At 62.4% G+C, this 21,348-nt stretch carries 24 protein-coding genes and 2 pseudogenes; 10 read left to right on the top strand and 16 right to left on the bottom strand.

Going from position 1 to position 21,348, the window contains the following annotated elements; genetic code table 11:
- Positions 1–244 precede the first annotated feature (244 nt).
- The 10 genes from E0E00_RS06935 to efp form a co-directional block, all read right to left on the bottom strand.
- The gene (locus tag E0E00_RS06935; protein WP_130812627.1) at positions 245–1,147 is read right to left on the bottom strand and encodes a site-specific tyrosine recombinase; all 903 of its coding nucleotides are present in this window, start codon (positions 1,145–1,147) and stop codon (positions 245–247) included.
- A gap of 31 nt (positions 1,148–1,178) precedes the next feature.
- Complete coding sequence (locus E0E00_RS06930) at positions 1,179–2,825, bottom strand: CTP synthase (protein ID WP_130811820.1); 1,647 nt, start codon at positions 2,823–2,825, stop codon at positions 1,179–1,181.
- 174 nt (positions 2,826–2,999) lie between these two features.
- On the bottom strand, positions 3,000–3,941 hold the full coding sequence (locus tag E0E00_RS06925) for a TIGR02452 family protein (RefSeq protein WP_130811819.1): 942 nt from the start codon (positions 3,939–3,941) through the stop codon (positions 3,000–3,002).
- Entirely contained in the window at positions 3,928–5,595 is a 1,668-nt protein-coding gene (recN, locus tag E0E00_RS06920; protein ID WP_130811818.1) for a DNA repair protein RecN, read from the bottom strand. Before recN ends, E0E00_RS06925 begins: the two co-directional genes overlap by 14 nt.
- Positions 5,595–6,452, bottom strand: a complete 858-nt coding sequence (locus E0E00_RS06915; protein ID WP_130811817.1) for an NAD(+)/NADH kinase — start codon at positions 6,450–6,452, stop codon at positions 5,595–5,597. The genes recN and E0E00_RS06915 overlap by 1 nt, the downstream gene beginning before the upstream one ends.
- A gap of 56 nt (positions 6,453–6,508) precedes the next feature.
- Positions 6,509–7,303 carry a TlyA family RNA methyltransferase gene (locus E0E00_RS06910; RefSeq protein WP_130811816.1) on the bottom strand — a complete coding sequence of 265 codons (795 nt, stop codon included), beginning with the start codon at positions 7,301–7,303 and terminating at the stop codon, positions 6,509–6,511.
- Positions 7,300–7,581, bottom strand: a complete 282-nt coding sequence (locus E0E00_RS06905; RefSeq protein WP_130811815.1) for an exodeoxyribonuclease VII small subunit — start codon at positions 7,579–7,581, stop codon at positions 7,300–7,302. Before E0E00_RS06905 ends, E0E00_RS06910 begins: the two co-directional genes overlap by 4 nt.
- Positions 7,582–7,583: 2 nt before the next feature.
- Positions 7,584–8,138, bottom strand: a complete 555-nt coding sequence (gene nusB, locus E0E00_RS06900; protein WP_130811814.1) for a transcription antitermination factor NusB — start codon at positions 8,136–8,138, stop codon at positions 7,584–7,586.
- Position 8,139: 1 nt separating this feature from the next.
- Positions 8,140–8,502, bottom strand: a complete 363-nt coding sequence (locus tag E0E00_RS06895) for an Asp23/Gls24 family envelope stress response protein (RefSeq protein ID WP_130811813.1) — start codon at positions 8,500–8,502, stop codon at positions 8,140–8,142.
- A gap of 180 nt (positions 8,503–8,682) precedes the next feature.
- Positions 8,683–9,246: an elongation factor P gene (gene efp / locus E0E00_RS06890; protein ID WP_130811812.1), complete on the bottom strand. Its 564-nt coding sequence runs from the start codon at positions 9,244–9,246 to the stop codon at positions 8,683–8,685.
- A gap of 162 nt (positions 9,247–9,408) precedes the next feature.
- Here efp and E0E00_RS06885 point away from each other — a divergent pair, with 162 nt between their 5' ends.
- Positions 9,409–9,783: a Crp/Fnr family transcriptional regulator gene (locus tag E0E00_RS06885; protein ID WP_165443598.1), complete on the top strand. Its 375-nt coding sequence runs from the start codon at positions 9,409–9,411 to the stop codon at positions 9,781–9,783.
- On the opposite strand, the gene E0E00_RS06880 is transcribed toward E0E00_RS06885, so the two are convergent.
- Positions 9,683–10,432: a DDE-type integrase/transposase/recombinase gene (locus E0E00_RS06880; RefSeq protein WP_165443597.1), complete on the bottom strand. Its 750-nt coding sequence runs from the start codon at positions 10,430–10,432 to the stop codon at positions 9,683–9,685. The genes E0E00_RS06885 and E0E00_RS06880 overlap by 101 nt on opposite strands.
- A gap of 101 nt (positions 10,433–10,533) precedes the next feature.
- On the opposite strand from E0E00_RS06880, the gene E0E00_RS06875 reads away from it, so the two are divergent.
- The gene (locus E0E00_RS06875) at positions 10,534–10,779 is read left to right on the top strand and encodes a helix-turn-helix domain-containing protein (protein WP_242622177.1); all 246 of its coding nucleotides are present in this window, start codon (positions 10,534–10,536) and stop codon (positions 10,777–10,779) included.
- Positions 10,780–10,794: 15 nt separating this feature from the next.
- On the opposite strand, the gene E0E00_RS06870 is transcribed toward E0E00_RS06875, so the two are convergent.
- Together E0E00_RS06870 and E0E00_RS06865 are read right to left on the bottom strand one after the other, a co-directional pair.
- Entirely contained in the window at positions 10,795–11,010 is a 216-nt protein-coding gene (locus tag E0E00_RS06870; protein WP_130811808.1) for a helix-turn-helix transcriptional regulator, read from the bottom strand.
- A 43-nt stretch (positions 11,011–11,053) separates the two neighbouring features.
- Positions 11,054–11,665 carry a hypothetical protein gene (locus E0E00_RS06865; RefSeq protein WP_130811807.1) on the bottom strand — a complete coding sequence of 204 codons (612 nt, stop codon included), beginning with the start codon at positions 11,663–11,665 and terminating at the stop codon, positions 11,054–11,056.
- Between the two features lie 89 nt (positions 11,666–11,754).
- Here E0E00_RS06865 and E0E00_RS15365 point away from each other — a divergent pair, with 89 nt between their 5' ends.
- The gene (locus E0E00_RS15365) at positions 11,755–12,216 is read left to right on the top strand and encodes a 4Fe-4S cluster-binding domain-containing protein (RefSeq protein WP_371683380.1); all 462 of its coding nucleotides are present in this window, start codon (positions 11,755–11,757) and stop codon (positions 12,214–12,216) included.
- On the top strand, positions 12,122–12,679 hold the full coding sequence (locus tag E0E00_RS06860; RefSeq protein ID WP_207302695.1) for a radical SAM protein: 558 nt from the start codon (positions 12,122–12,124) through the stop codon (positions 12,677–12,679). Before E0E00_RS15365 ends, E0E00_RS06860 begins: the two co-directional genes overlap by 95 nt.
- On the opposite strand, the gene E0E00_RS06855 is transcribed toward E0E00_RS06860, so the two are convergent.
- Positions 12,647–14,401, bottom strand: coding sequence for an IS1634 family transposase (locus E0E00_RS06855; RefSeq protein ID WP_207302694.1), 1,755 nt, complete (start codon positions 14,399–14,401; stop codon positions 12,647–12,649). The two genes, E0E00_RS06860 and E0E00_RS06855, sit on opposite strands and share 33 nt — an antisense overlap.
- A gap of 336 nt (positions 14,402–14,737) precedes the next feature.
- Between E0E00_RS06855 and E0E00_RS15360 the strand changes: the two are divergent.
- Both E0E00_RS15360 and E0E00_RS06845 read left to right on the top strand, forming a co-directional pair.
- A pseudogene (locus tag E0E00_RS15360) lies at positions 14,738–14,990 on the top strand (hypothetical protein); the annotation flags it as partial.
- Positions 14,974–15,294, top strand: a complete 321-nt coding sequence (locus E0E00_RS06845; RefSeq protein WP_242622176.1) for a GrpB family protein — start codon at positions 14,974–14,976, stop codon at positions 15,292–15,294. The pseudogene E0E00_RS15360 and the gene E0E00_RS06845, both read left to right, overlap by 17 nt.
- A 34-nt stretch (positions 15,295–15,328) precedes the next feature.
- Here the strand turns inward: E0E00_RS06845 and E0E00_RS06840 are convergent, their stop codons facing one another.
- Positions 15,329–16,615 (bottom strand): ATP-binding protein, encoded by a 1,287-nt coding sequence (locus tag E0E00_RS06840; protein WP_165443596.1) that lies wholly within the window; start codon positions 16,613–16,615, stop codon positions 15,329–15,331.
- 400 nt (positions 16,616–17,015) lie between these two features.
- Positions 17,016–17,459, bottom strand: coding sequence for a hypothetical protein (locus E0E00_RS06835; RefSeq protein ID WP_130811803.1), 444 nt, complete (start codon positions 17,457–17,459; stop codon positions 17,016–17,018).
- Between the two features lie 314 nt (positions 17,460–17,773).
- Here E0E00_RS06835 and E0E00_RS14985 point away from each other — a divergent pair, with 314 nt between their 5' ends.
- From E0E00_RS14985 to istB, 4 genes and pseudogenes are all read left to right on the top strand, one after another.
- A complete protein-coding gene (locus tag E0E00_RS14985; RefSeq protein ID WP_242622260.1) occupies positions 17,774–17,911 on the top strand; it encodes a hypothetical protein in 138 nt (45 codons plus the stop codon).
- Positions 17,905–18,438: a class I SAM-dependent methyltransferase gene (locus E0E00_RS06825; protein WP_242622249.1), complete on the top strand. Its 534-nt coding sequence runs from the start codon at positions 17,905–17,907 to the stop codon at positions 18,436–18,438. Before E0E00_RS14985 ends, E0E00_RS06825 begins: the two co-directional genes overlap by 7 nt.
- A gap of 557 nt (positions 18,439–18,995) precedes the next feature.
- A pseudogene (gene istA, locus E0E00_RS14980) lies at positions 18,996–19,892 on the top strand (IS21 family transposase); the annotation flags it as partial.
- 391 nt (positions 19,893–20,283) lie between these two features.
- A complete protein-coding gene (gene istB, locus E0E00_RS06815; protein ID WP_371683398.1) occupies positions 20,284–21,237 on the top strand; it encodes an IS21-like element helper ATPase IstB in 954 nt (317 codons plus the stop codon).
- The last annotated feature ends 111 nt before the right edge of the window (positions 21,238–21,348 follow it).

The following is a 21,348-nucleotide window of genomic DNA, read 5'->3' as shown; positions in this document are numbered from 1 at the left end:
ACGGAAATGGGAGCCCTTCCGTGGGCCCGGGAGTTTTTTATAGGAGACGGGCCCGGTGGCTTCCTCCCCACATTGAGGAGACGTGGTTTCTCGTGGTTTACCCCGAGCAACCGGCCGATTTTCCCGGGTTTATGGGCGGCCCGTAGATTCCGAACGGTTAGCTGGCTCTAAACGTCCGCGGAATTCCTAAACGGCGAAAAAACACGCCATCGCGCACCGCGCCGGTCACCGCCTATCCCCGCACCTACTCCCGTACGTGCGCGCGGGGATGCGCCGCAAGGTAGACCCCGCGCACATGCGTGCGGTCCACGTGGGTATAGAGCTGGGTCGTCGAGATATCGGCATGCCCCAAGAGCTCCTGGACGGCACGCAGGTCGGCACCGCCCTCAAGAAGGTGCGTGGCAAAGCTGTGCCGCAGCGTGTGCGGATGCAAGCCGCGAATCCCCACCACACGCCCAGCCCGCTCCACAATCGCATGGACAGACTGCCGGGAGATGCGTCCACCGCGCTGGTTGAGAAAAACCGCCTGGCATGGCACGCGTCCCACAAGCCCCGGACGCCACCTCCCGAGGTAGTCCCCCATCGTGCGAGCGGCCGAGCCCACGAGGGGTACCACACGCTCCTTCGACCCCTTGCCAAAGACGCGCACGACCTCCTCGCCCAACCGCACGTCGCGCATGTCAAGCCCGCAGAGCTCCGACACGCGCAGCCCACAGCCATAGAGCACCTCCAGGATGGCGCGGTCCCGCTGGCCCGCCGCGGTCTTGGGGAACGGCTGGTCGAGAAGGGCTTCCGCCTGCCCCACGCTCAGGACGTCGGGCAGGCGCTCCGGCTTGGCGGGCAGCGGCAGGTCTGCCGTGGGGAAGCTCTCGCAAACCTCGTCCGCCACCATGAAGCGGTGGAAGCCCTTGATCGCCGCGGCGGCCCTCTCGACCGAGGCGGGCGCCAACCCCGCGCCCGCCAGCGTCGCGATGTGCTCCTCTATGGCCTGGCGGGTCACGTCGTCAGGGCTCGTGATGCCCCTCTCGCCAAGCGCCGAGAGGTAACGAGAGAGGTCGCGGCCATAGGCCGCGACCGTGTTGGGTGACGCGTTCCTCTCGACAGAGAGGTAATTGAGGTACTCGCGCAGGGCGCGCGAGAGGCCCATCGTTGCCATGCGAGCCCGGAGAGGCCTTGCGCTACTTGGGGTTCACGCCGTGGCGGTCGACACCCTCGTGATGGGCGATGGCCGCGCGGACGAACTCGCGGAAGAGCGGCGCGGGCTTGGTGGGGCGGCTCTTGAACTCGGGGTGGGCCTGGGACGCCACGAACCAGGGGTGCATGGACTCGGGAAGCTCGACCATCTCGACAAGGCGGTTGTCAGGCGAGAGGCCCGAGATGACCATGCCGGCGTCGGCGAGCTGCTTGCGGTAGGCGTTGTTGACCTCGTAGCGGTGGCGGTGGCGCTCATAGATAAGCTCCTCGCCATACGCCTCGGAGGCGAGCGTGCCGGAGACGACCTTGCAGGGGTAGGCACCCAGGCGCATGGTGCCGCCCTTGTCGGTGACGTCCTCCTGGTCGGGCATGAGGTCGATCACGGGATAGGTACACTCGGGCTCAAACTCGCTGGACATGGCACCGGGGAGCCCTGCCACGTTGCGGGCAAACTCGCAGACGGCCATCTGCAGGCCCAGGCAAACGCCCAGGTATGGCACCTTGTTCACGCGAGCGCGGTTTGCCGAGAGAATCTTGCCCTCGGTGCCGCGCAGGCCAAAGCCACCAGGAACGAGGACGCCGTCGTAGCCGGCAAGTTCATCGTCCACGTTCTCCTCGGTGAGCTCCTCGCCGTCGACGAGCTTGATCTCGACGTGGCGGTCGTAGTAGACGCCGGAGTGGTGCAGGGCCTCGATCACCGAGAGGTAGGCATCGGGCAGCTGCGTGTACTTGCCCACGACGGCGATGCGAGTCTTCTCGGACAGCAAGTTGGCCACGTGCATGGCGTCGGAGAAGTCGTTCCAGTCGCTCATGTCGCGCTCATGCAGCTCGAGGCCAAGCTTCTGGCAGACCTTCTCGTCAAAGCCCTGCTTGGCGAGGCGCATGGGCACGTCGTAGATGGACGGGCAGTCGGAGTTCTCGAAGACACAATCCTCGTCCACGTCGCAGAAGTGGGCGATCTTGGCACGGATGGAAGCGTCGACCTCGTGGTCGGAGCGGCATACGATGAAATCGGGCTGGATGCCCATGGAGCGCAGCTCCTTGACGGAGTGCTGGGTGGGCTTGGTCTTTACCTCGTGCGCGGCAGCGATGTAGGGCACGAGGCTCACGTGGATGACCAGGGTGTCGCCAGGCCCCTTCTCCTTGCGGAACTGGCGCATGGCCTCGACAAACGGCTGGCCCTCGATGTCGCCGATGGTGCCGCCAAGCTCGGTGATCACGACGTCTGCCTGGGTCTGCTCCTCAATGCGCAGGAAGCGGGACTTGATCTCGTTGGTGACGTGCGGGATCACCTGCACGGTGCCGCCAAGGAAGTCTCCGGTGCGCTCGCGCTGAATGAGCGACTGGTAGATGAGGCCCGTCGTGAAGTTGGACTCGCGCGTGAGGTTCTCGTCAATGAAGCGCTCGTAGTGACCAAGGTCAAGGTCGGTCTCCTTGCCATCCTCGGTCACGAAGACCTCACCGTGCTGAAAGGGACTCATGGTGCCTGGGTCTACGTTGAGGTACGGGTCAGCCTTTTGCATCATGACCTTGTAGCCACGTGCCTTGAGCAGGCGTCCGAGGGATGCTGCCGTTATGCCCTTGCCGAGGGAGGAGACGACGCCGCCGGTCACGAAGATGTGCTTTGTCATGTGGGTTTGACCTTCCCGTAGTGAACCAACTGTTTCTACGGGTCTCTATTCTAGTGCGAGCGGCACCGACCCGAAGCACCGCTCGCCGAGAGAATAGCTCTCCTCAAAGTAGCCAAAAGCTGGCGAGAGAGACGCTGGTGCCGTACGCAGGAAGCGTCGCGGCCTCGGGCGTCCCTATAGGTACTTGCGCCAGTCGTCCTCATCCTCTCTGTCCGTCTCCTCGGCAGCGCGCGCGGACGCCCGCTTGGCAGCAAGCGCGGCACGGCTCTGGTACGGTGCGGCGTTTGCCTCGGGAAAGGCGGCAAAGGCGTGCTGGAAGGTCTCGAGGTTCTCGTCGGTGCGCCCACGAGGCACGGGGAACGTCACATGCGAGGCCACGTGCGTGCCAGAGGCAAGCTCGACGCGGAAGAGCTTCGCCACCGTAGCCGCATCCCAGCCAAAAGCGCCGCAGCCAAAGGCACCCAGCACCAGCTTGTCATAACCGAGCTGGTCGGCAATGGCCATCACGAAGGAGATGCGATCGCGCATGGCCGTGACCAGGTCGTTATCGGACACGTGGTAGTTCGCCCGGGCACGCACGGCGTTTGGTGCCGCGCACACGATCACGTCGGAGTAGGAGTGGTACTTGTCGCGCTCAAAGCGAACGGCGGGAACGACAAGCGCGCGGTTGCGATAGAGCTCGCAGTTGATGTTCCTGCGGCGGTTCTCGCCATACCAGTCGCGCTTCTGGGAGAGCACGTTGTACAGGAAGGACTCCGAGCAGAGCGCCTCCTCCTGCGCCCAGGCGCCACGCTCGTAGCCGCCGCCGGGGTTCACGAACGAGGCAAAGTCGAGCATGGCCATGTCACAGCGGCTCGCGATGCCGCGGCCCAGCCTCAGCACCGCCGAGGCGCTGTCCCCCTCGACAACCTCCACCTGCGGCACAACGCCCTCATGGGAGGCCGCCGCCGGCATACCGGAGACCTCTCGCGTCCCCGCGAGAGATGATGCGATCTCTGCCGAGAAGAGCCTGTCCATCGCGGCAATGTGCTTCGTCGCAAGCTGCACGCGGCTTGGTCCGCGCCTTGCGCCCGCGCCACCTCTACCGTTGCGCTGCCGTGCCCTATCTTGTGCCATCGGAATCCCCTCCGTAGCCGCTACCTGCATGTTCGAGCATCTCCAACGCGTGCGCAAGCGACGCCTCGCCCGTGTCGCCAGAGAGCATGCGCGCTATCTCGGCAACGCGATCGTCACCAGTTACTTCATCGATCTTAGTCTCGGGCGGCCCACCTGCGGTGCCACCCACCTTGCGCACCAGATAGTGGCGATCTGCCATGACGGCAACCTGCGCCAGGTGCGTGACGACAATGACCTGGTGCGTGCGGGCAAGGTCGCGCAGCACCTGCGCCAAGGCCACGGCCGTAGCACCGCCCACGCCGGCATCGACCTCGTCGAAGACGAGCGTATCGCAGCCATCGGCGTCTCCCAGGGCAACCTTGCACGCAAGCATCACGCGGCTCACCTCGCCGCCCGAGGCGATGCGGCGCAACGGGCGCGCCGTGAGGCCGGCGGCAGGGCGGTAGAGAAACTCCACGCGACTCGGACCCGTGGGCCCCCACTGGTCCCGCGGCAGGCGCGTCTGCGAGGCCGCAAGCGATGCCGAGCCCATCTCGAGACGAGACATCTGGATGCTGACCTCGGCCGAGAGGCGCGGGGCGCCCTTCTCGCGTGCGGCGTCCAAGGCATCGGCAGCCTTGGCGAGGGCCCGCTCCGCGGCGTCGAGCGCCTTTTTCGCGCGCTTCTCGGCCTCGTCGCCACCTTCGCTTGCGGCCACCACGGCGGCGGCCTCCTTGCGACGGGCGAAGACGTCCTCCATGCGCGGACCAAAGCTGCGCCGCAGGCCCTCCAGGCGCGAGAGGCGCTGCTGCATGTCCTCGAGCGCCTCCGGGTCCCACTCAACGTCGTCGGCGTAGTCGCGCAGGCTCGAGGCCACGTCCTCGATGTCGATGAGGGAGGACTCAAGGGCATCTGCCCAGGTGCCGAGCGTGGCATCATAAGTCGAGGCGTCACGGAGCGCACGCACCGCCGCCGAGAGCGCGTCAGAGACGCCGTCGTCGCCGGCCACCAGGTCATGTGCGCCGGACGCAGCCGACACCAGCGCCTCTGCATGCTCGGCGCGAGGCAGTGCCTCCTCCAGCTCCTCGTACTCGCCCTCGCGTGGCCCCACCTCGTCGATCTTCCTGAGCGTGAACTCGGCCTCCTCAAGCCTCTCGGCGCCAGAGCGCGAGAGCTCGCGGACGCGCTCGAGCTCGTCCGCCGCCGCGCGTGCCGCAGCGAGCGCCGTCTGGTAGGAGCCGAGCGCGTCCGCTGCCTCCTGTCCCAGCCACGCGTCGAGGATCTCCACGTGCGAGCCCACCGAGAGCAGGCGCTGGTGCTCGTGCTGCCCGCAGAGGTCAACCGTCTGGCCAACGCCTGTCGCCAGCTCGCGCACCGAGCCCATGCGCCCGTCTATCTCCACGCGCCCGCGGCCGTCTGCCGAGACGCGCCGACGCACCACGCAGCCGTCTGGGTCTCCCCCGCGCTCGAAGAAGCGCCCCTCGACCTCAAGGGCGTCCGCGCCCTCGCGCACCGACCCGGCGTCCGCGCGCTCCCCCACCAGCAGCTTGATGGCCGAGAGAAGCGCCGTCTTGCCAGCGCCCGTCTCGCCCGTAAGCACCGTGAGGCCGACCGATGGCTGGATGGTCACGTCGCGGATGAGTGCGACATCTCTTGCGTGCAGCTCGTCGAGCATCAGCGACCCGCCCTACCGTAGAAGACACGCGAGACCGAGTTATAGAAGCTCTGGGCGCTATGGTCGAGAAGGATGATGTCGCCCGGGCCCCTGCGCACCGTGACGTGCACGGGCTCTCCCTCCTGGCGTTGGCGCACGTTCTGCCCGTCGGCAAAGAACTGCCGTGCGACCGGTCGCTCGGGGCTCATCTCGATCTCGACGACATCGGACGGGGCCGTAAGGAACGCTCGGGCCATGATGGTGTGGGGCGCAATGGGCACGCAGACCATGCCCGAGAACTCCGGCGTCACGATGGGGCCACCCGCGGCAAGCGCGTAGCCGGTCGAGCCGGTTGCCGTGGAGACAACGAAACCGTCACCGCGCAGCGTGTCGATGTGGTTGCCCGAAACCGAGACTTCAAACTGCACCATGTCTCCCTGGCTGCCGCGCGAGACCGCAAAATCGTTCAGGGCAAAGCTGTCTACCTGGTAGGAGCTACCGTCTTCGCAGGCAAAGGTGCTCTCGACGGCAAGTGTGGCCCTATGTGAGACGTGAAGCCTTCCGTCAAGGGCGCTCTCGACGGTCTGTATGAGCCTGTCCGGACCCGATGTGGTAAGAAAGCCCAGGTGTCCGTAGGAAATGCCCAGCATGGGAATCTGCGAGTAGCCCACAATGCGCGCAGCGCGCAGCAGCGTACCGTCTCCGCCAAGAGAGACCACCAGCTGGCAGCTAGAGGGGTCCTCGGCGTAGTCGGGAAAGCGCTTCTTGTCATGCGCCCACACGGCCTCGATGCCATGACCCGCAAGCCAGTGCTCGAGTGCGCGGGCACCTTCCACGGCATCCGGCCGCGCATAGTTTGGGACGATGAAGACCTTCACGCAAACCTCCTGCCAAACAGGTGTACGGAGCACAACCTAGAGTGTACCCCCACTCGCTAGGCCAGGGCCACCGCTCCCCCATTAACGACAGCAGAGAGGTCGAGGACGGCAGGCTTCGCACCGCGACGGCCATAGAGGAGGTACTCGACATTGCCCTTGTGGCCGCGCACAGGACTCTCGCAGCAGCCCACGGGGCCAAGGCCCGCATCCGAGAGGGCACGAGCGATGCGCTCAAGCGCGCGCAGGCGCACCGCCGAGTCACGGACCACCCCGCCCTCGCCCACCTCGTCGCGAGTGGCCTCAAACTGCGGTTTTACCAGGGTGAGAAAGGCGCCGTCCGCCGAGAGGAGCGAGGTCACCGCAGGCAGCACGGCTGTCACCGAGGTGAAGGAGACATCGCAGACGGCAAGTCGGATGATGCCCGCACGCTCCGGCGTGGGCACGTCCACGATGTTCGTACGCTCGAGAAGGGTCACACGGGGGTCTCCCCTCAGCGACCAGTCAAACTGCGCATAGCCCACGTCCACCGAGAGGACCGAGGCCGCGCCGCGCTTGAGGAGGCAATCCGTGAAGCCGCCCGTGGAGCAGCCCACGTCGAGGCAGGCCAGCCCCGTAGGGTCGACGCCGAAGGTCTCAAGGCCGCGCTCGAGCTTGAGGCCGCCACGGCTCACGAAGGGGATGTGACCGCGCACGTGAAGCACAATGCCTGGTTCGACCTGCTCGCCCGCGCGGTCGAGACGGCGGTTGTCGGTCGAGACCTCGCCCGCCATTACGGCACGCATCGCATCCTCGCGATTGGGGAAGAAGCCCTGCTCGACCAGCTCGTCATCAAGCCTGCGGCGGCGCGTCACGAGACGCTGCCGCCCTTGGTTTGGGTGGGGCTCTCGAGCTTCTCGGCGTCCTGGTCGCTGGTGGTGCTACCGTCCGCGAGCATGGCCTTCTCCTCTGGCGAGAAGTCCGTGGCGTCGACCAGCTCCACGGCCTTTGAACCCAGGGCGATGGCTTCGTCGAAGAGGTCAAGCGAACGCTCGAGCGAGACGTCGCGGTCGCGTACGGCGCCCACGATGTCATCCAAGCGCCGCGTGATCTGGTCGAAGCTCTGGTACTGGGAGACGTCTGGCTTAGCCATGGTTACTCCGCAGCGTCGTCAGAGATGGGGGCGTCATCGATGGGTGCCGAGTCTGCCGCATCCGCCTCGCCCGACAGCCCATCGTCATACGACGCAGCAGCCCTTGCGCGGAGCGTCTGGCGGGCCTTCTCGTATACGTCGACACCGGCATCCATGTCCTTGGCGATGGTGCCAAGCACGCCATTGATGAAGCGAGGGGACTCGTCGGTGCAGAAGGCCTTGGCAAGCTCGACGGCCTCGTCGATGGCCACGGCCACCGTAACGTCATCCTCCTCGATCATCTCGTAGAGGGCAAGCCGCAAGATGTTGCGATCGACGATGGGCATGCGAGAAAGGCTCCAGCTTGCGGAGCTGGCACGGATGACGGCGTCGATGGCATGGCGGTGCGAGTCGACAGCCAGGGCGAGCTCCTCACCGAACGGGTCGAGGGGTCCGTCACCTATCGCATAGTCACCCGAGAGCACCTCCTCCACCGTGCGGTTGTTGATATCGGCCTGGAAGAGGAGCTGTAGGGCTTGGGCGCGTGCGAGTGTGCGCCCTCCAAAGCGACCGGACACGTTACTCCTTGGGAAAGACGAGGCTATCGATGCAGACGTCCACGGCGGTCACGCTAACGCCCACCTGCTCGGTGATGGCGTCGGCAACCTCACTGCGGACGTCGGCCGCGAGCTTGGTGAACGGGTAGCCGTAGAAGACGGCGAGGTGGACGCAGATGCGCAGGCCGCCATCCTCGACAGAGGACTCGACTGCAGACTCGGGGGCAACCGAGCTGCTGGTGAAGACGCTAATGAGGCTCGAGGTGATGTCGTTGCCACCCACGGAGGCAACGCCCTCGACACGCTTGGCAGCGAGCGAGACGACCGTGGAGATGACTCGCTTGGAAATGCCGATGCCAGAAACGTAAAGCTCGCTTTCGGCCATAGGTGGCCCTCCTTGTGCTCGGTTCGCTCCCACCGGGAAGACGGACGTGGTTATCCGCCGCCAGACCCAAACACTATCAGTATAGACGTTGCTGGCCCTCAGGAAGCAGGCGCCCGCGCGGCTATGTCCACGCGGGCGTATGTACTGGTTGGGTTGGCGCCGGCAACGCCTGCGTTGGCCCTAGACGCGGGCGACGAACTTTCCGTCGCGGGTGTCGACCTTGATCTTCTCGCCCTGGTTGAGATACATGGGGACCTGGATGGTGGCACCGGTCTCGATGACAGCAGGCTTGGTGCCGCCCTGGACAGTGTCGCCCTTGAAGCCGGGGTCGGTCTGGGTGATCTCGACCTCGATGAAGGTAGGTGGCTGCACTGCATAGAGCACGTCGTTGGCATACTGGAGAAGGCAGATGTCGTTCTCCTTGAGGAACTTGTCGTTGTCGCCGATGAGCGCCCTGTCGACGGGGATCTGCTCGTAGGTCTCGGTATCCATGAACCAGAAGGAGGTGCCATCATCGTAGAGGTACTGCATCTCGCGGGTGCGCATGTCGACACTTTCGAACTTGGCGGACTGCTGGAAGTTCTCCTCGTTCACGCGGCCGGTGCGAATGTCGCGGTACTTGGTGCGCACGTAGGTGTTGCCCTTACCAGGCTTGACGTGCTGGGCCTCGAGGATGACGCAGTCCTTGCCCTTGATGCTGACACCAAGGCCAGCCTTGAGATCGTTGATGCTTAGAGTTGCCACAAAACGCTCGCTTTCCTATCTGCCCGCACGGTGCAGGCACAACCGCCCAACTTCATAGGAGTATAGCCCACGCACGCCGTCTACACGAAGAGAGGACAAGCGAGGTTCGCAGCGGCTGATACGATGGACGCAGTGGCATGCGGCATCAAGGGAGGCGAGGGCATGGGGCAGCCAGCAAGGCACGGAAACGGCTCTCTCGACAAGGTCTCCGCTGGAATCCTGCGGCGCGTACGCCTCCTCTCGGCGCTGCCCGAGGAGGCGCGCGAGCAGCTCATTGCCAAGACACGCCAGGGCGACCATCCCCGTGGCACCATCATCGCCCACGAGGGGGATCCCATCGATGCCCTCCTCGTGGTGGCCAAGGGGCGCATCAGGACCTTCCACGTCAACGCTGACGGCACGGAGCAGGTGCTCGACGTGCTGTACCGGGGACAGTCTATCTGGCACGGCCCATTCCTGCCCGACCACAGCTCCCTGCCGTCCATGCTCTGCATGACGTGCTCCCTCTCAGCAGCCCCTCGTACTCGTCGGAATTGAAGACGGGCCCCTGGTCGCTGTTGACGATTGCGGGCTCGCCGTGCTCGTCGAGGGCATCGCACATGCACGCCGTCACGCCCGGGGCGGCCGTGTCGTCGGCGAGCCTCCAGCCCACGACGCAGAGGGAGAGCCAGTCGATCACGCAAGTCAGATACATGTGCGAGCCCCCGACCGACACATAGGTCATGTCGACCGACCACACCTGGTCCGGAAACCGTATGGCCTTGCTCTTCAGCAGGTAGGGGTGCTTCCTCGAGTGTTTTGCCGGCTTGGAAAGGTTGGGCTTGGGGTACGCCGGCCTCACGTTCACCTCCTCCATGAGGTTCGCAGTGGCCTTCCTGCCGATGTCTATCCTGCCCTTCGTGCGGCGTCTCAACTCGCGCGACATCTTCCGCGCGCCCAGGTAGGGCAATCTCCAAGTGGATTTCGTCGATGATGCGCATGGCCTCCTCCCGCTCGGCGCCCTCTCATCCTCGGCGACGCTGAACACCCTCGACAGTTCCGCCCCAGCTTTGGCTTTCCAGTTCCTGACGAGATTGGGGTTCAGGTCATACTTGGTGGCGATCTCGTTGACGGTCGCCCCGCCCTCCATTGCCTCGAGAGAGACCTTGGCCTTGAACTCCGGCGGATATGGCTTTTCCCTCGGCATGTGAGACCTCGCTTTCCGCACCCTCCTGGGGCACATTGTGCGGGTTCACTTCCAAACGTCAAATCCGTGTCCAGTTCGGGCGTGCCATATCAGAGAAGCTCATGCCGCTGGGAATCCGCGACCCGGAACAGCGACTCGCGAAGTACCTGCTGCACCAGGAGGCGCTCCATTCGGGCGACGAGATCGCCCTTAAGCTCGAGGACATCGCCCGCTCCATCAACCTGCGTCCAGAGACTGTCTCGCGCCACCTCTCGGCGCTTGAGTGCGAAGGCCTGGTGGTGCGCCTCGGAAGAGGCAGAATGCGCCTTGTCAGCCGTCAGATGCTCAGGGACGCGACGGCCCCGTAGCGCTAGGGACATGGGCTATGTGTCATCCTCGGCGATGTACTCCAACACGTCGCCTGGCTGACAGTCGAAGAAGGAGCATATGCCATCCAAGGTGGACAGACGTAGGGCGCGAATGTCCCCCGTCTTGATGTGTGACATGTTCACGCGAGAAATGCCAACGGCGTCGGCTAGCTCACGAACGGTGCATTCTCGCTCTCGGAGCAAATCGTCTACATGGAGAACTATTGGCATGCCTTCACCACACACAACTCGGATCTGATACGAGGTCAGTCCCCTACAGGGTATGATTCGCCTCATCCTGCAGGGATCGACCATAGGCAAAGACATGGGCGAGCGCGAAAACAATTCCTGGCAGCACGAAGGAACCCACGGCAACCACGATAGCTCCCCGCGACGACGCATCGATGCCCCGCCACGTCCAATCGCTCACCACGCTCCCATATCCCCAGGAAATGATAAGCGATGGAACTACGCCATAGGCGATGACTTCCGCCAGCATCTGAAACACAAGCTCGGCGACCGCAAGGAGTAGGAGACTCATGCCTATGCGGCGGATGCCTTCCTCGGCGAGCTTCGTAAAGGGCGTTCCGGAGTCTGCAATCGCCGCAAAAACGTGATGTACCTCATGGAACACAAAGTACCAGAGCAGGACCTCAACAAGACCTTGTGCGAAGGGTAGGGCCGCCACCGCATCCACTCGGCCAAGAAAGAGCTGAACGAGCAGATAGACCAAGCCAACAGCAAGAATGAGAGCGGCGGCAAGCAGCGTTTTCGAAAAGATGTCGAAGACCCTTACCCCTCGTAACCAATTCCGGTTGGCTACGAACGCAGGTTCTCGTTCCTCACATCGCACATCATTATCGACTTGCTTGATGCGAATACCCATGATCGTCCTCCAAATCCGCCCCTGGAGACCAAGGTCTCCAGGGACACAATGTCCTCCTTCGCAGACAATGGATACTTCGAGGCCTCACCATGAGTTTACCGTCGGGCAAAGGAAGTGTATCGTTTTTTGATACACAACTCGCGAACGTAGCCAAATACCCAGCGAACGGAAGCCCCCACCCGAAACCACACAGTTCCCTTCCTTCACAGCTCCTTGATCTCAGTCATGGAATGGGACATCCGCACCGCCTAGAGTCACCGCTGCACAAGGGGATACGGGGAGGTGCGGATGCCACAGGGAAGGGTTCACTCATGCGAGTCGTTCGGGTCGCTGACGGTCCGAGTGTGCGCTACCTCATCTTCCTGCAGGGCTGCGCCATGCGCTGCGCCTACTGCCACAACCCGGACACTTGGAATACAAACGCTGGTGAACTCAGGGGTGCCGACGAGCTCCTGGATGAGGCTGAGCGCTACCGCAGCTACTGGGGGGGAGGACGGCGGCATCACCGTGAGTGGCGGCGAGCCCCTCCTGCAGATCGACTTCCTCGTTGAGCTGTTCCAGAAGGCCAGGGAGCATGGCATCAACACTTGCATCGACACGGCGCTTGCGCCCTTCACGCACGATCAGCCCTTTCTGGACGAGTTCGAGGAGCTCATGGGCCTCACCGACCTCCTGCTCTGCGACATCAAGCACATCGACCCCACGAAGCACCGGCACCTCACCGGCCACGACAACGTCAACATCCCGAGCGGGCTGAGGTACCTCTCAAAGATCGGCAAGCCCGTCTGGATCCGCCATGTGCTGGTGCCAGGCATCACCGACAACGATGACCACCTCAGGCGCACCGCCGCCTTCATCCACACACTCTTCAACGTGGAGCGCATCGAGGTCTTTCCCCAGGACATGTTGGACGTATACTACCTGACTTTTGTATTTGACCTCCATGTATGGTGCTATGAGGTCTCCTTTGCATGTAAGAAGTCAGCAAAGGGGGCCCGTTTGCTTCCCCTGTAGCATCCTGAGCGTACAGCCTGCAATCGCACGTACATCTCCCTTGCTCAGGTTGAAGTGCAAAAGCGGCAGGCCTGTCCTTGCCGCCAGCTCCTCCATGAGCGGCGTGCGCCTCGAGACGTTTACGTACTTCCTGTCAGATACCTGGCACACGTCGAGCCCGCGGCAGACTTCCATGATCTCCTCTGAGCAAAACGCATCGTCGAGTACGTTGACCTGCAACAGCCTTACCAACAAGACCGCTAGGTAGCAGATGAGGAAGTGGGCGGTGATGCTGGAGGGCCTCTGCAGATAGGCGGGCCGAGCGTCCAGCTCGCTCTTCATAACCCTAAACGACTCCTCTATTCTCCAGAGCTGGTGGTAGGAGCCGCATATGTCTTGTGCGGACATCTTGGTCTCGGATGTGACAAGCATGTTGTAGCCCGCGGTCGCCTTGGCCTTCCTGATCGCATCGTGGTTGAGGGAGGCCACCACCTTGCCATCATCCCGCGGCTCGCCTCCGGCATCGACCACGGCGAAGGTGACGTACCTGGCGCTGTCTCCGTACTCGGATCTCTTGGCAGCGGCAAGCCTCAGCGCCCGTGCCTTCTCCACCTGCCTGTTTATCTCATAGGTCTGCTTCTTGGCGAGAGAGGGACTGTAGGTGACGACTCTCTTCTCGGGAAGCCTAACGGTCCTCTTTCCTCCGTCTTGAGCTGTCAGCACATACTCGAAGTCATCGACTGCTTCCTTGTAGCTCCAGGCTACCGTGCCCTTCTTGTCTGAGACGTCCTTCCATCCGCTCCCAGCAAGCGCCCAGGCTCGCTCCGTTGCCGCCAATGTCCTGATTGACCTAGAGAATATGTAGCCATCGCCCGCACGTGCGCTGTCGGCTACGTTGTCGGCACAGTTGAGCCCCTTGTCGGCGATCCGTACCGTACGGCCAACGATTGCGTGGCGCTCCTTGAGCTTGCCTATGACTTCCCTGAGCTGTGGCCTCTCGCTCTCGTTGCCAGCAAAGACACTCATTGATATGGGTATGCACCTGCTGTCAAGAAGCAGCCCCATGCTCACGATCGGCTCGCTTCTGTGCTCCTTGGAAGGTCCCTTTCTTCTGAGCCCATCTTCGCGGTCTATCTCGAAGTAGAAGTTCGTGCAGTCGAAGTAGCAGCAGGAGGTGTCTCTCGGAAAAAGGCCTGCCATGCGCTCGTTGTATATCTCTATGACCTTCTCGTACTCCTCACCCAGATATGCCAGGCCGTCGTAGAGTTGGTTGAGACTGAAGCGTGCGTCCACACCCTCCATAAGGGGCACCACATCGTGGAAGGTCCTGCTCTTTGAGCACGGCGCCACGACGCGAGCGCAGACGAGCGATGAGAGCAGGTCTGCCAGAGAGAAGCGAAAGCCAGAGGGTATTTGCAGGTAACCCAAGTCCCTGCTAACCCCTAACGCATCATCTATGGCCTTAATTGCGAAGTGGCCAAGGTGGCGCTGAGGGGGCTCTTCGCCAATCTCGCGTGTGCTTTCTGCCTTCTTGGCTGCCTTACGCTCGGCATTCATCTGCGCCACCTCTGCCTTGAAGTGGGAGATGGGGTCTTCGATCCCAGAGGCTTTGAGCTCATGCTCGTAGCCCACAGCCCTCACTGACCTATTGACCGTGTGACCTCGCTTGGGGTCCCAGTGGCTCTCATATATCTGTAGGTAGAGCCCCTTCTTGTTGCGCGTCTTCTTGAGGAAGTATGCCATCATCGCTCCCCATCAAGTAATAACACCATAGCACCATATAAAAATTCTACTAGAACTAGTCTTGTCAAGTCAAGGCAAAGCCTAAGAAAAAACCAGCTCATGGCTGGTTTTTCGAAGCTACACATTTGTCTGGAATCCTAAAGAAGCTTGGTGCTAAACGTTAAAGACGGGAACGCCAACATCCTGAGCGGGCTGAGGTACCTCTCAAAGATCGGCAAGCCCGTCTGGATCCGCCATGTGCTGGTGCCAGGCATCACCGACAACGATGACCACCTCAGGCGCACTGCCGCCTTCATCCACACACTCTCCAACGTGGAGCGCATCGAGGTCCTTCCCCAGGACATGTTGGACGTATACTATGGGAAATGCGAGGTACGATGCGGCTGCTTGCCAATGGAATCAGTTCTTGAAAGACTTCTGTGCAAGCGAAGAAAGCTCGGCATATTTCCACAAACTGAAGGTAGCCTCAATTCTTTGGCGTACAGCCAGGGACTCGGCGAAACACAAGGTCTACTCAAGAAAGCTGCTAGATGCCTGCGCCGACAAGGTGCAAGAGTACCGAAAGGCAGACGGTGCAACTGAACGATGAGTCCCATAGACCGAAGGCGAACAGGAACGCAGCACGCAAGGTCTCGATGAACAAGGGCTACACACCCGATGGCTTCGCGGAGAGAGTCTTCCACCTCCACATCCGCGTGACCGGTGACAACGACGAACTCTACTTTAGGGACTTCCTGCAGGACCATCCCAAGGTGGCAAAGGACTACGAGACGCTGAAGCTCTCGCTGTGGAAGCCGTACGAGCACGACAGAGATGGCTACGCGGAGGCGAAGGGTGACTTCGTGAGGAAATACACCGAACGGGCGCGGGACGAGTACGGAACACGGTACTGATGCGGGCGTGGGCGCACCATCACACTTGTACGCCCTACGCCCCCAAGGTGTCAATCGGGATGACGTACACCCCATCCGAGCCTCGCCTGCGCGCCATCGTGCCCTTTCCCAACAGCACGGCCATGAAGCTGGGCTTGGGGTTGCGCGCCGCAGGATTTGCGGCCACCTTCGCAGCAAGCCTCGTGAGATTGGCAGCTGCTTTCTCGACCTTCGACTCCCCCGTCTTTATCTCGACGGCAGCCCACCGACCGTCAGCTAGCTCGATGATGGCATCAACCTCAAGGCCGTCGGCGTCCGCGTAATACCGCAGGGAACTCCCGTACGACTCGGGCAGGGCAGAGACGTAGACGAGCAAATCGTGAATGCAGAGCGATTCAATCAAAAGACCAAGCAGCTGACCGTCTTTGAGCAAGCGTGAGGGGTCGACACCGAGCAGACTAGCCACGAGGGAGGTATCGCAGAGATAGCGCTTCGGCTTTGTGCGGAGCCTTGACCTTGATCTGATTGGGGCGTCCCAACCCGGCAGCTCCTCGATGAAGTAGTTGCGCCTGAACTCCTCGAGATACGAGGATATGGTCGCATCGGCTGGGGCGACGTCGCCAAGGGCAGCGATGTCGCTTCTAATGGTGCCCATCGTCGCACTTGTCGCCACGTTACGCGCGAGGGACGTGGCAATGCGACGGGATAGGACGGGGCTTTTCCCTGCATGGGGCATACTCACCTCGAACAGTGCGTCGAGATAGCCCGCTGCAACGGCCTTGGGGTTCGTCAACTCGCCCGTCTGAAGAGCCGGCCATCCACCACGACATACGATGTCGGCTAGGTCTGCAAGACCGAGATGGGACTGCATCGGCTCAAAGCGATCCTCAAAGAGTCCCGAGAGGGACACCGCCCCCGTAGAGTCACCCGTCTCCGCAAGACTCATGGTATGCATGCGCAGTCGCGCGATACGCCCGGCGCCACTATGCCGCTTCTCGCTCTCGGGAGGAGTCGATGAGCCCGTCAAGATGAACTGCCCGGATCTGTTCGCACTGTCATCAATCCTGTGTCGCACGACATTCCATATGGCAGGCACATCCTGCCATTCGTCGATGACATGAGGAGCATCTCCGACAAGTGCGAGCTGTGGGTCATCCGCATAGATTTCCCCGGACTCATCCACACGCGTCACGCTCTCACCAAACGCCTGGGCCGTCCAAGACTTCCCCGACCAGCGGGGTCCGCAGAGCTCTATGCCGCCAAAGGCACCCAAGAGGGCCTGCAGCTGTGAATCGACACTGCGAGAAATGTACGTTTCTGGCTTGAGCTTCGAGTACCGCATGGAACCTACCCCTCGGAAGACCATCCTGGTATGCCCGATGATAGCAGGATGTGACCGAGTATCGATGGTTTTCGAGGTATTGTGTCTACTATTTTCGAGCAAAACCAACAGCAATTTTCGAGTCAACTCGCTTTGGTCTTTCGAGGAGCTTGGGTACAGACGCACCATGTCAGGACACAGTCAAGTGGGACGGCAGTTGAGAGGTCCGACATGTCTTGTTGGCGGGACCCATGCCTCCGATGTGGTCCAATCGACACAGGAGATTCGAGAGAAAGAAAGCGACAGGCAAAGACAACGCACGATGAAAGGCACACTTCGCGTCATGCAACACCGAACGGGCGCGAGACGAGCACGGAACACGGTACCGATGCGGGCGGGAGCGCGCACCGTATGGTTTCGGTCAGGAGGTATAGACACCGAGCAGGAACGCTCCCAGGAGGAGTAACGCGGGCGCCACGAGCAGCACGATGCTGACCGATGCCGCCTGCCTCCAGGTCTTTCCGTACACCCCGCGCCAGATTGCATAGGCGACCAGTGCCCCCGGTATAAGTGGATACGTCAGGGGGACGCTCATGGTCATCATGAACTCCGACCCGTTCCACCGGAGGGAGGACAGCATCTCCACCAGCATCGTGACTACCGCCAATACGGCAATGAGCATCACGACGTCCCTGGTTTCCCTCTTTACCTGTGCCTTGGTGAGGTCAAGGGCACCCTTGCAAGCCTCATCCGCCTCATGCGTCGACATGACTTCCCCCGTTCTCTCCGCCCTCATCAGCTCGATGGCGGACACGTCCAAGGCATCCGCCAGCGGTTCGATGGTCCCGATGTCAGGAAAACCCACGCCCTGCTCTCAGCGGCTGACCGTCTTGTCGGTCACGCAAATCCTGTCTGCAGGTAAGACCTGGGTCGTCCCCTGCTGCTTGCGCCGTCGCGCCACGAAGTTGCCAAACCGGTGTGCATCCATGTGCGCCTCCTTTCAGGGACAAACATGCCCTAGAAGTCCGCAACGGTCAATCGACGCTTCGTTTGCCTGCACAAAAGACCTGTTGGCTCTGTGTCTCTGCTGTACATTGCCAGTGGGATGGCACGTGGCTCCAGAAGGTCACGCATATCAGTCTGTAGTTTCACTATAAAGACAAGTTTAGGCCTACTTTGATGGGAGTGTGTCGCATAAGGACGGCAGAGCAGTACAAGCGCCTCTCCATAGAGGAGTTCACGAGGGCGGCCGAGACGTACGAGACGGACGATGCCGGCATCTACGAGCGTGCCGTGCCGAGTACCCCAGCATCCTGAAAGAATTTGAGAGGGAACCCTTCGAGGACCTTCTCGACTGTGGGTGCGGAACGGGTCCCATGACCTCGCTCCTGCACAAGAGATGGCCGAATCGCCGCTACACCGGCCTCGGCCTCACGCCCAAGATGATCGAGGTCGCCCGGGCAAAGGCGTGCGCCAACGTCAGGTTCGTGGTAGGCGACTGCGAGGACATCCCCTTCGAGGACTCATCGTTTGACGTCGCAATCTGCTCCATGAGCTTCCACCACTACCCCAATCCCCAGGACTTTTTTGACAGCGTGTCTCGCGTTCTGAGGCCCGGAGGCAAGCTTGTGCTCAACGACAGCACCGGCAACGCTCTTATGGTCTGGTTCATCAATCACGCTGAGCTGCCGCTGGCAAACCTCCTCCACAAGGGCGATGTGCGCATCTATTCCAGAAAGAAAATCGAGCGGATGCGCCAGGAGTCCAGGCTCACCCTCGAAGTCTTCCGAAACGACAGGCTCTGGCATCTTCATGCCGTGATGCGCAAGCCCAGGACCGTTTAGGTAGTCATGAGAGCTGGTCCACCTAGTAAACCAGCTGTCACACCTCAGGTGAAACCGGGGATTGCTCCAACCGCCCTTTGGGCTCTACATGTGAGTTGCTGGCCTTGTTCGCTCGTTTCATGTCCGTGGGCAAGTGCGGCTCACAGGCATCGTGTGCCTCATCGCAATGGTTGACAGTGAGATCCTTGAGCACTGACGATGTGGCATAGATGAGGCCAAGCTTCATCCCTTCCCCGCGGTTGATTTTTGGCTCTTCGAAACTTCTAGTGGGTAGCACCCCGACGTCCTGTTGAGCCCGCCGGCGCCCGACGGTAGGATTTACCCAACGGACGGCATAGGACGGGGGGTCTCCTGATGGACGCGCAGACCGGGATGCTGGCACGGCTCTTCGAGTGTGTTTGATAGCCTCCTAATTGCACAAAAAAGCAGAGCGGCTTTTCACTCGTGAGCATGAAAAAGTTTCACAGATAGGCAAGGGGGACACGTCCTGGCACCGCACACATTGCCATGCTCGATTCGCAGGGCCCAACCCACGGGTCGAGAGGCAGGAAAGGAAGATGCTGGACATGTCCCAGATAGAGAGGATGCGCGACATGCTCGCGGATGGCTATACGCCGACGGAGGTGAAGGGGACCCTCGGAGTGCCGTACCCAACGATCAGGAAGTACGCTCAGGAAGACGACTTCCCGCCCCAAAGGCCCAAGGCCGCGGAGCCCCCGGGCGAGCTCGACCCCCACAAGGCCCCCATCGGCGAGACGCTCGAGGAGGACCGCCACTGCCACCACAAGCAGCGCCACACGGCCAGGCGCGTCTTCGGGAGGCTGCGCGCGGAGCATGGCCTTAGCGGCAGCCACTCCACGGTGCAGCGCTACATGAAGGAGATTCGCTCCAAGGGGCCGAGGGGCGAGTCGGTGAGGCTCGGATGGGACCCGGGCACCATGCAGGCCGACTTCGGGCAGGCCGACTTCGATTATGCCCTCGGCGGCGGCAGGGCAAGGATGCACTGCCTGCCGATGTCCTTCCCGTACTCCGACCACGAGGTGTGCGAGGCCTTCGCGGACGAGAAGGACGTCTGCGTCTGCCAGGGGCTCAAGGACTGCTTCGAGCACATCGGGGGCGTCCCCCCCGTCATCGCGCTCGACAACGCCACCGAGGCCGGGAGGAGGTGGCGCGACGTGATCGTGGAGTCCGACCTCTTCCGCCGGCTCAGGCTGCACTACGGCTTCACGGCCCGCTTCTGCAACCCGAACGCCGGCAAGGGGAAGGGAAGCGTCGAGGGCAAGGTCGGCTGCACCAGGAGGAACCTCTTCGTGCCCGTGCCCGAGGCGGACGACCTTCGAGACTACAGCCGAGGGCTTGCCGAGACGCTTGACGCCCATTCCGAAGAGCAGCTCCACTACGAGAAGGGACTCGGCTGGGCCGCCCCCTTCCAGGTTGACAAGGCGCATCTTCTGCCTCTCCCAAAAAAGCCCTTCGACGTCGTCAAGTGGGCGTCGTGCACGACCGACGGCTACGGAAGGATCACCTTGGACGGCTGCCATCGCCACCTGGCGTCACCCTCACTCGCATGTGTTTCGCTCACGGTGGGCGTGCGCGCCTTCACGGTGGAGATGGACGCCCCTGACGGGACGCCGCCAAGGACCTACCGCAGGCGCTCCGGCAAGCTCTTCACCTCCGACGAGGACCCGCTGGCACTGCTCGAACCGCTTTCGATGAAGACACGCGCCCTCACGCAGCCCAGCGTGTGCGCGCTGTTCGACGAGGATGCGAGGGACGCCTTCGGCTCCATGGCGACCGACGAGCTGGAAGGCCGGGTCGAGGTGATCCCGAGGCTCGCACAAGCCTATGGCGTGGGGATCACCGCCCAGGCGTTCTCCGGGGCGCTGCGGGCCACCAGCAAGATGCGCCCCGCCGATGTCGAGACGTGCTGCGCCAGGATCCGCGCGCAAGGCACCAGAGCCAAGGCGGCGCGCGAGCTGGGCACCAGGCTCGCCGACTACGACGGCTTCATGCTCGGGGGAGGCGATCGGGATGGCCAGGCTGCCGCAGAGGGTCGATGCGCGCTACGAGAGGCTGGAGCGCGCCGAGCGCGAGGGTGGCTCCGTCCTGCTGTCGAAGGCGACGATGCGCTACGTGGCCGAGACGGCCACCGATGGGCAGTTCGCGTTCTTCGAGGATGCGCTCGCAAGGGGGTACGCGCTCAGGCACCAAAGCCGGATAGCGCGCCCCAAGCGGCAGGCGAGCTTTCCCTCGCAGAAGGGCCTCGATGGCTTCGAATGGTCGGGGATCGTGTTTCCCCGCGGCTTCACGAGGGACGACATGCCCTCGCTTGCCTTCATCGACGCCCACGAGGACCTGGTGCTCTTCGGGGGACCAGGCAATGGCAGGACCCATACCGCGATAGCCTTGGGGCCGCTCGCCTGCGGTGAGGGCAGAAAAGTCGCGTTCTGGTCGACGGCGGAGCTGGTAAGCGAGCTGGGGCGTGCGAACAAGGAGGGGACGGCACAGGACGCGCTCAGGAGGCTCGGCAGGTGCGACCTCGTCATCCTGGACGAGTGGGGGTACCTTCCCACCGATCCCGACGGGGCAAGGCTTCTGTTCCGGGTGGTGTCGATGTGCTACGAGCGGATCGCGCTCATCCTCACCACCAACATCGAGTTCTCCGGATGGGGCGAGATCCTTGCCGACGACGACATGGCCAAGGCGATGATGGACCGCATCGTCCACCACGGCAGGCTCGTCACCTACGACAGGGAGTCGTACAGGGTCAAGCACGCGCTCATGCGCGGGGAGTTGTAGGAGAAGAAAGGATTGGTGCCAGGGCGACGCTCGTGCGTGAAGAATCTTCACGCTGACGTGTGAAACGAACGGATGCTGTTTTGTGAAACGAGAGGTTGACGAAACACACCC

The organism is Olsenella sp. Marseille-P4559, from assembly GCF_900605015.1.
In the GTDB taxonomy this organism is placed as follows: Bacteria; Actinomycetota; Coriobacteriia; order Coriobacteriales; family Atopobiaceae; genus Tractidigestivibacter.
Note: the sequence above shows the minus strand (reverse complement) of the source record. Positions and strands in the feature narration are given on the sequence as shown.

Bases quoted from the DNA above. Each gene is read 5' to 3' on its own strand.
- E0E00_RS06935 (WP_130812627.1), bottom strand. From the start codon at position 1,147: ATGGGCCTCTCGCGCGCCCTGCGCGAGTACCTCAATTACCTCTCTGTC.
- E0E00_RS06930 (WP_130811820.1), bottom strand. From the start codon at position 2,825: ATGACAAAGCACATCTTCGTGACCGGCGGCGTCGTCTCCTCCCTCGGC.
- E0E00_RS06925 (WP_130811819.1), bottom strand. From the start codon at position 3,941: ATGGCACAAGATAGGGCACGGCAGCGCAACGGTAGAGGTGGCGCGGGC.
- recN (WP_130811818.1), bottom strand. From the start codon at position 5,595: ATGCTCGACGAGCTGCACGCAAGAGATGTCGCACTCATCCGCGACGTG.
- E0E00_RS06905 (WP_130811815.1), bottom strand. From the start codon at position 7,581: ATGGCTAAGCCAGACGTCTCCCAGTACCAGAGCTTCGACCAGATCACG.
- E0E00_RS06895 (WP_130811813.1), bottom strand. From the start codon at position 8,502: ATGGCCGAAAGCGAGCTTTACGTTTCTGGCATCGGCATTTCCAAGCGA.
- E0E00_RS06885 (WP_165443598.1), top strand. From the start codon at position 9,409: ATGGGGCAGCCAGCAAGGCACGGAAACGGCTCTCTCGACAAGGTCTCC.
- E0E00_RS06880 (WP_165443597.1), bottom strand. From the start codon at position 10,432: ATGCCGAGGGAAAAGCCATATCCGCCGGAGTTCAAGGCCAAGGTCTCT.
- E0E00_RS06875 (WP_242622177.1), top strand. From the start codon at position 10,534: ATGCCGCTGGGAATCCGCGACCCGGAACAGCGACTCGCGAAGTACCTG.
- E0E00_RS06870 (WP_130811808.1), bottom strand. From the start codon at position 11,010: ATGCCAATAGTTCTCCATGTAGACGATTTGCTCCGAGAGCGAGAATGC.
- E0E00_RS06865 (WP_130811807.1), bottom strand. From the start codon at position 11,665: ATGGGTATTCGCATCAAGCAAGTCGATAATGATGTGCGATGTGAGGAA.
- E0E00_RS15365 (WP_371683380.1), top strand. From the start codon at position 11,755: ATGAGTTTACCGTCGGGCAAAGGAAGTGTATCGTTTTTTGATACACAA.
- E0E00_RS06860 (WP_207302695.1), top strand. From the start codon at position 12,122: ATGAGGCTGAGCGCTACCGCAGCTACTGGGGGGGAGGACGGCGGCATC.
- E0E00_RS06855 (WP_207302694.1), bottom strand. From the start codon at position 14,401: ATGGCATACTTCCTCAAGAAGACGCGCAACAAGAAGGGGCTCTACCTA.
- E0E00_RS06840 (WP_165443596.1), bottom strand. From the start codon at position 16,615: ATGCGGTACTCGAAGCTCAAGCCAGAAACGTACATTTCTCGCAGTGTC.
- E0E00_RS14985 (WP_242622260.1), top strand. From the start codon at position 17,774: ATGGGAGTGTGTCGCATAAGGACGGCAGAGCAGTACAAGCGCCTCTCC.
- istB (WP_371683398.1), top strand. From the start codon at position 20,284: ATGGCGTGGGGATCACCGCCCAGGCGTTCTCCGGGGCGCTGCGGGCCA.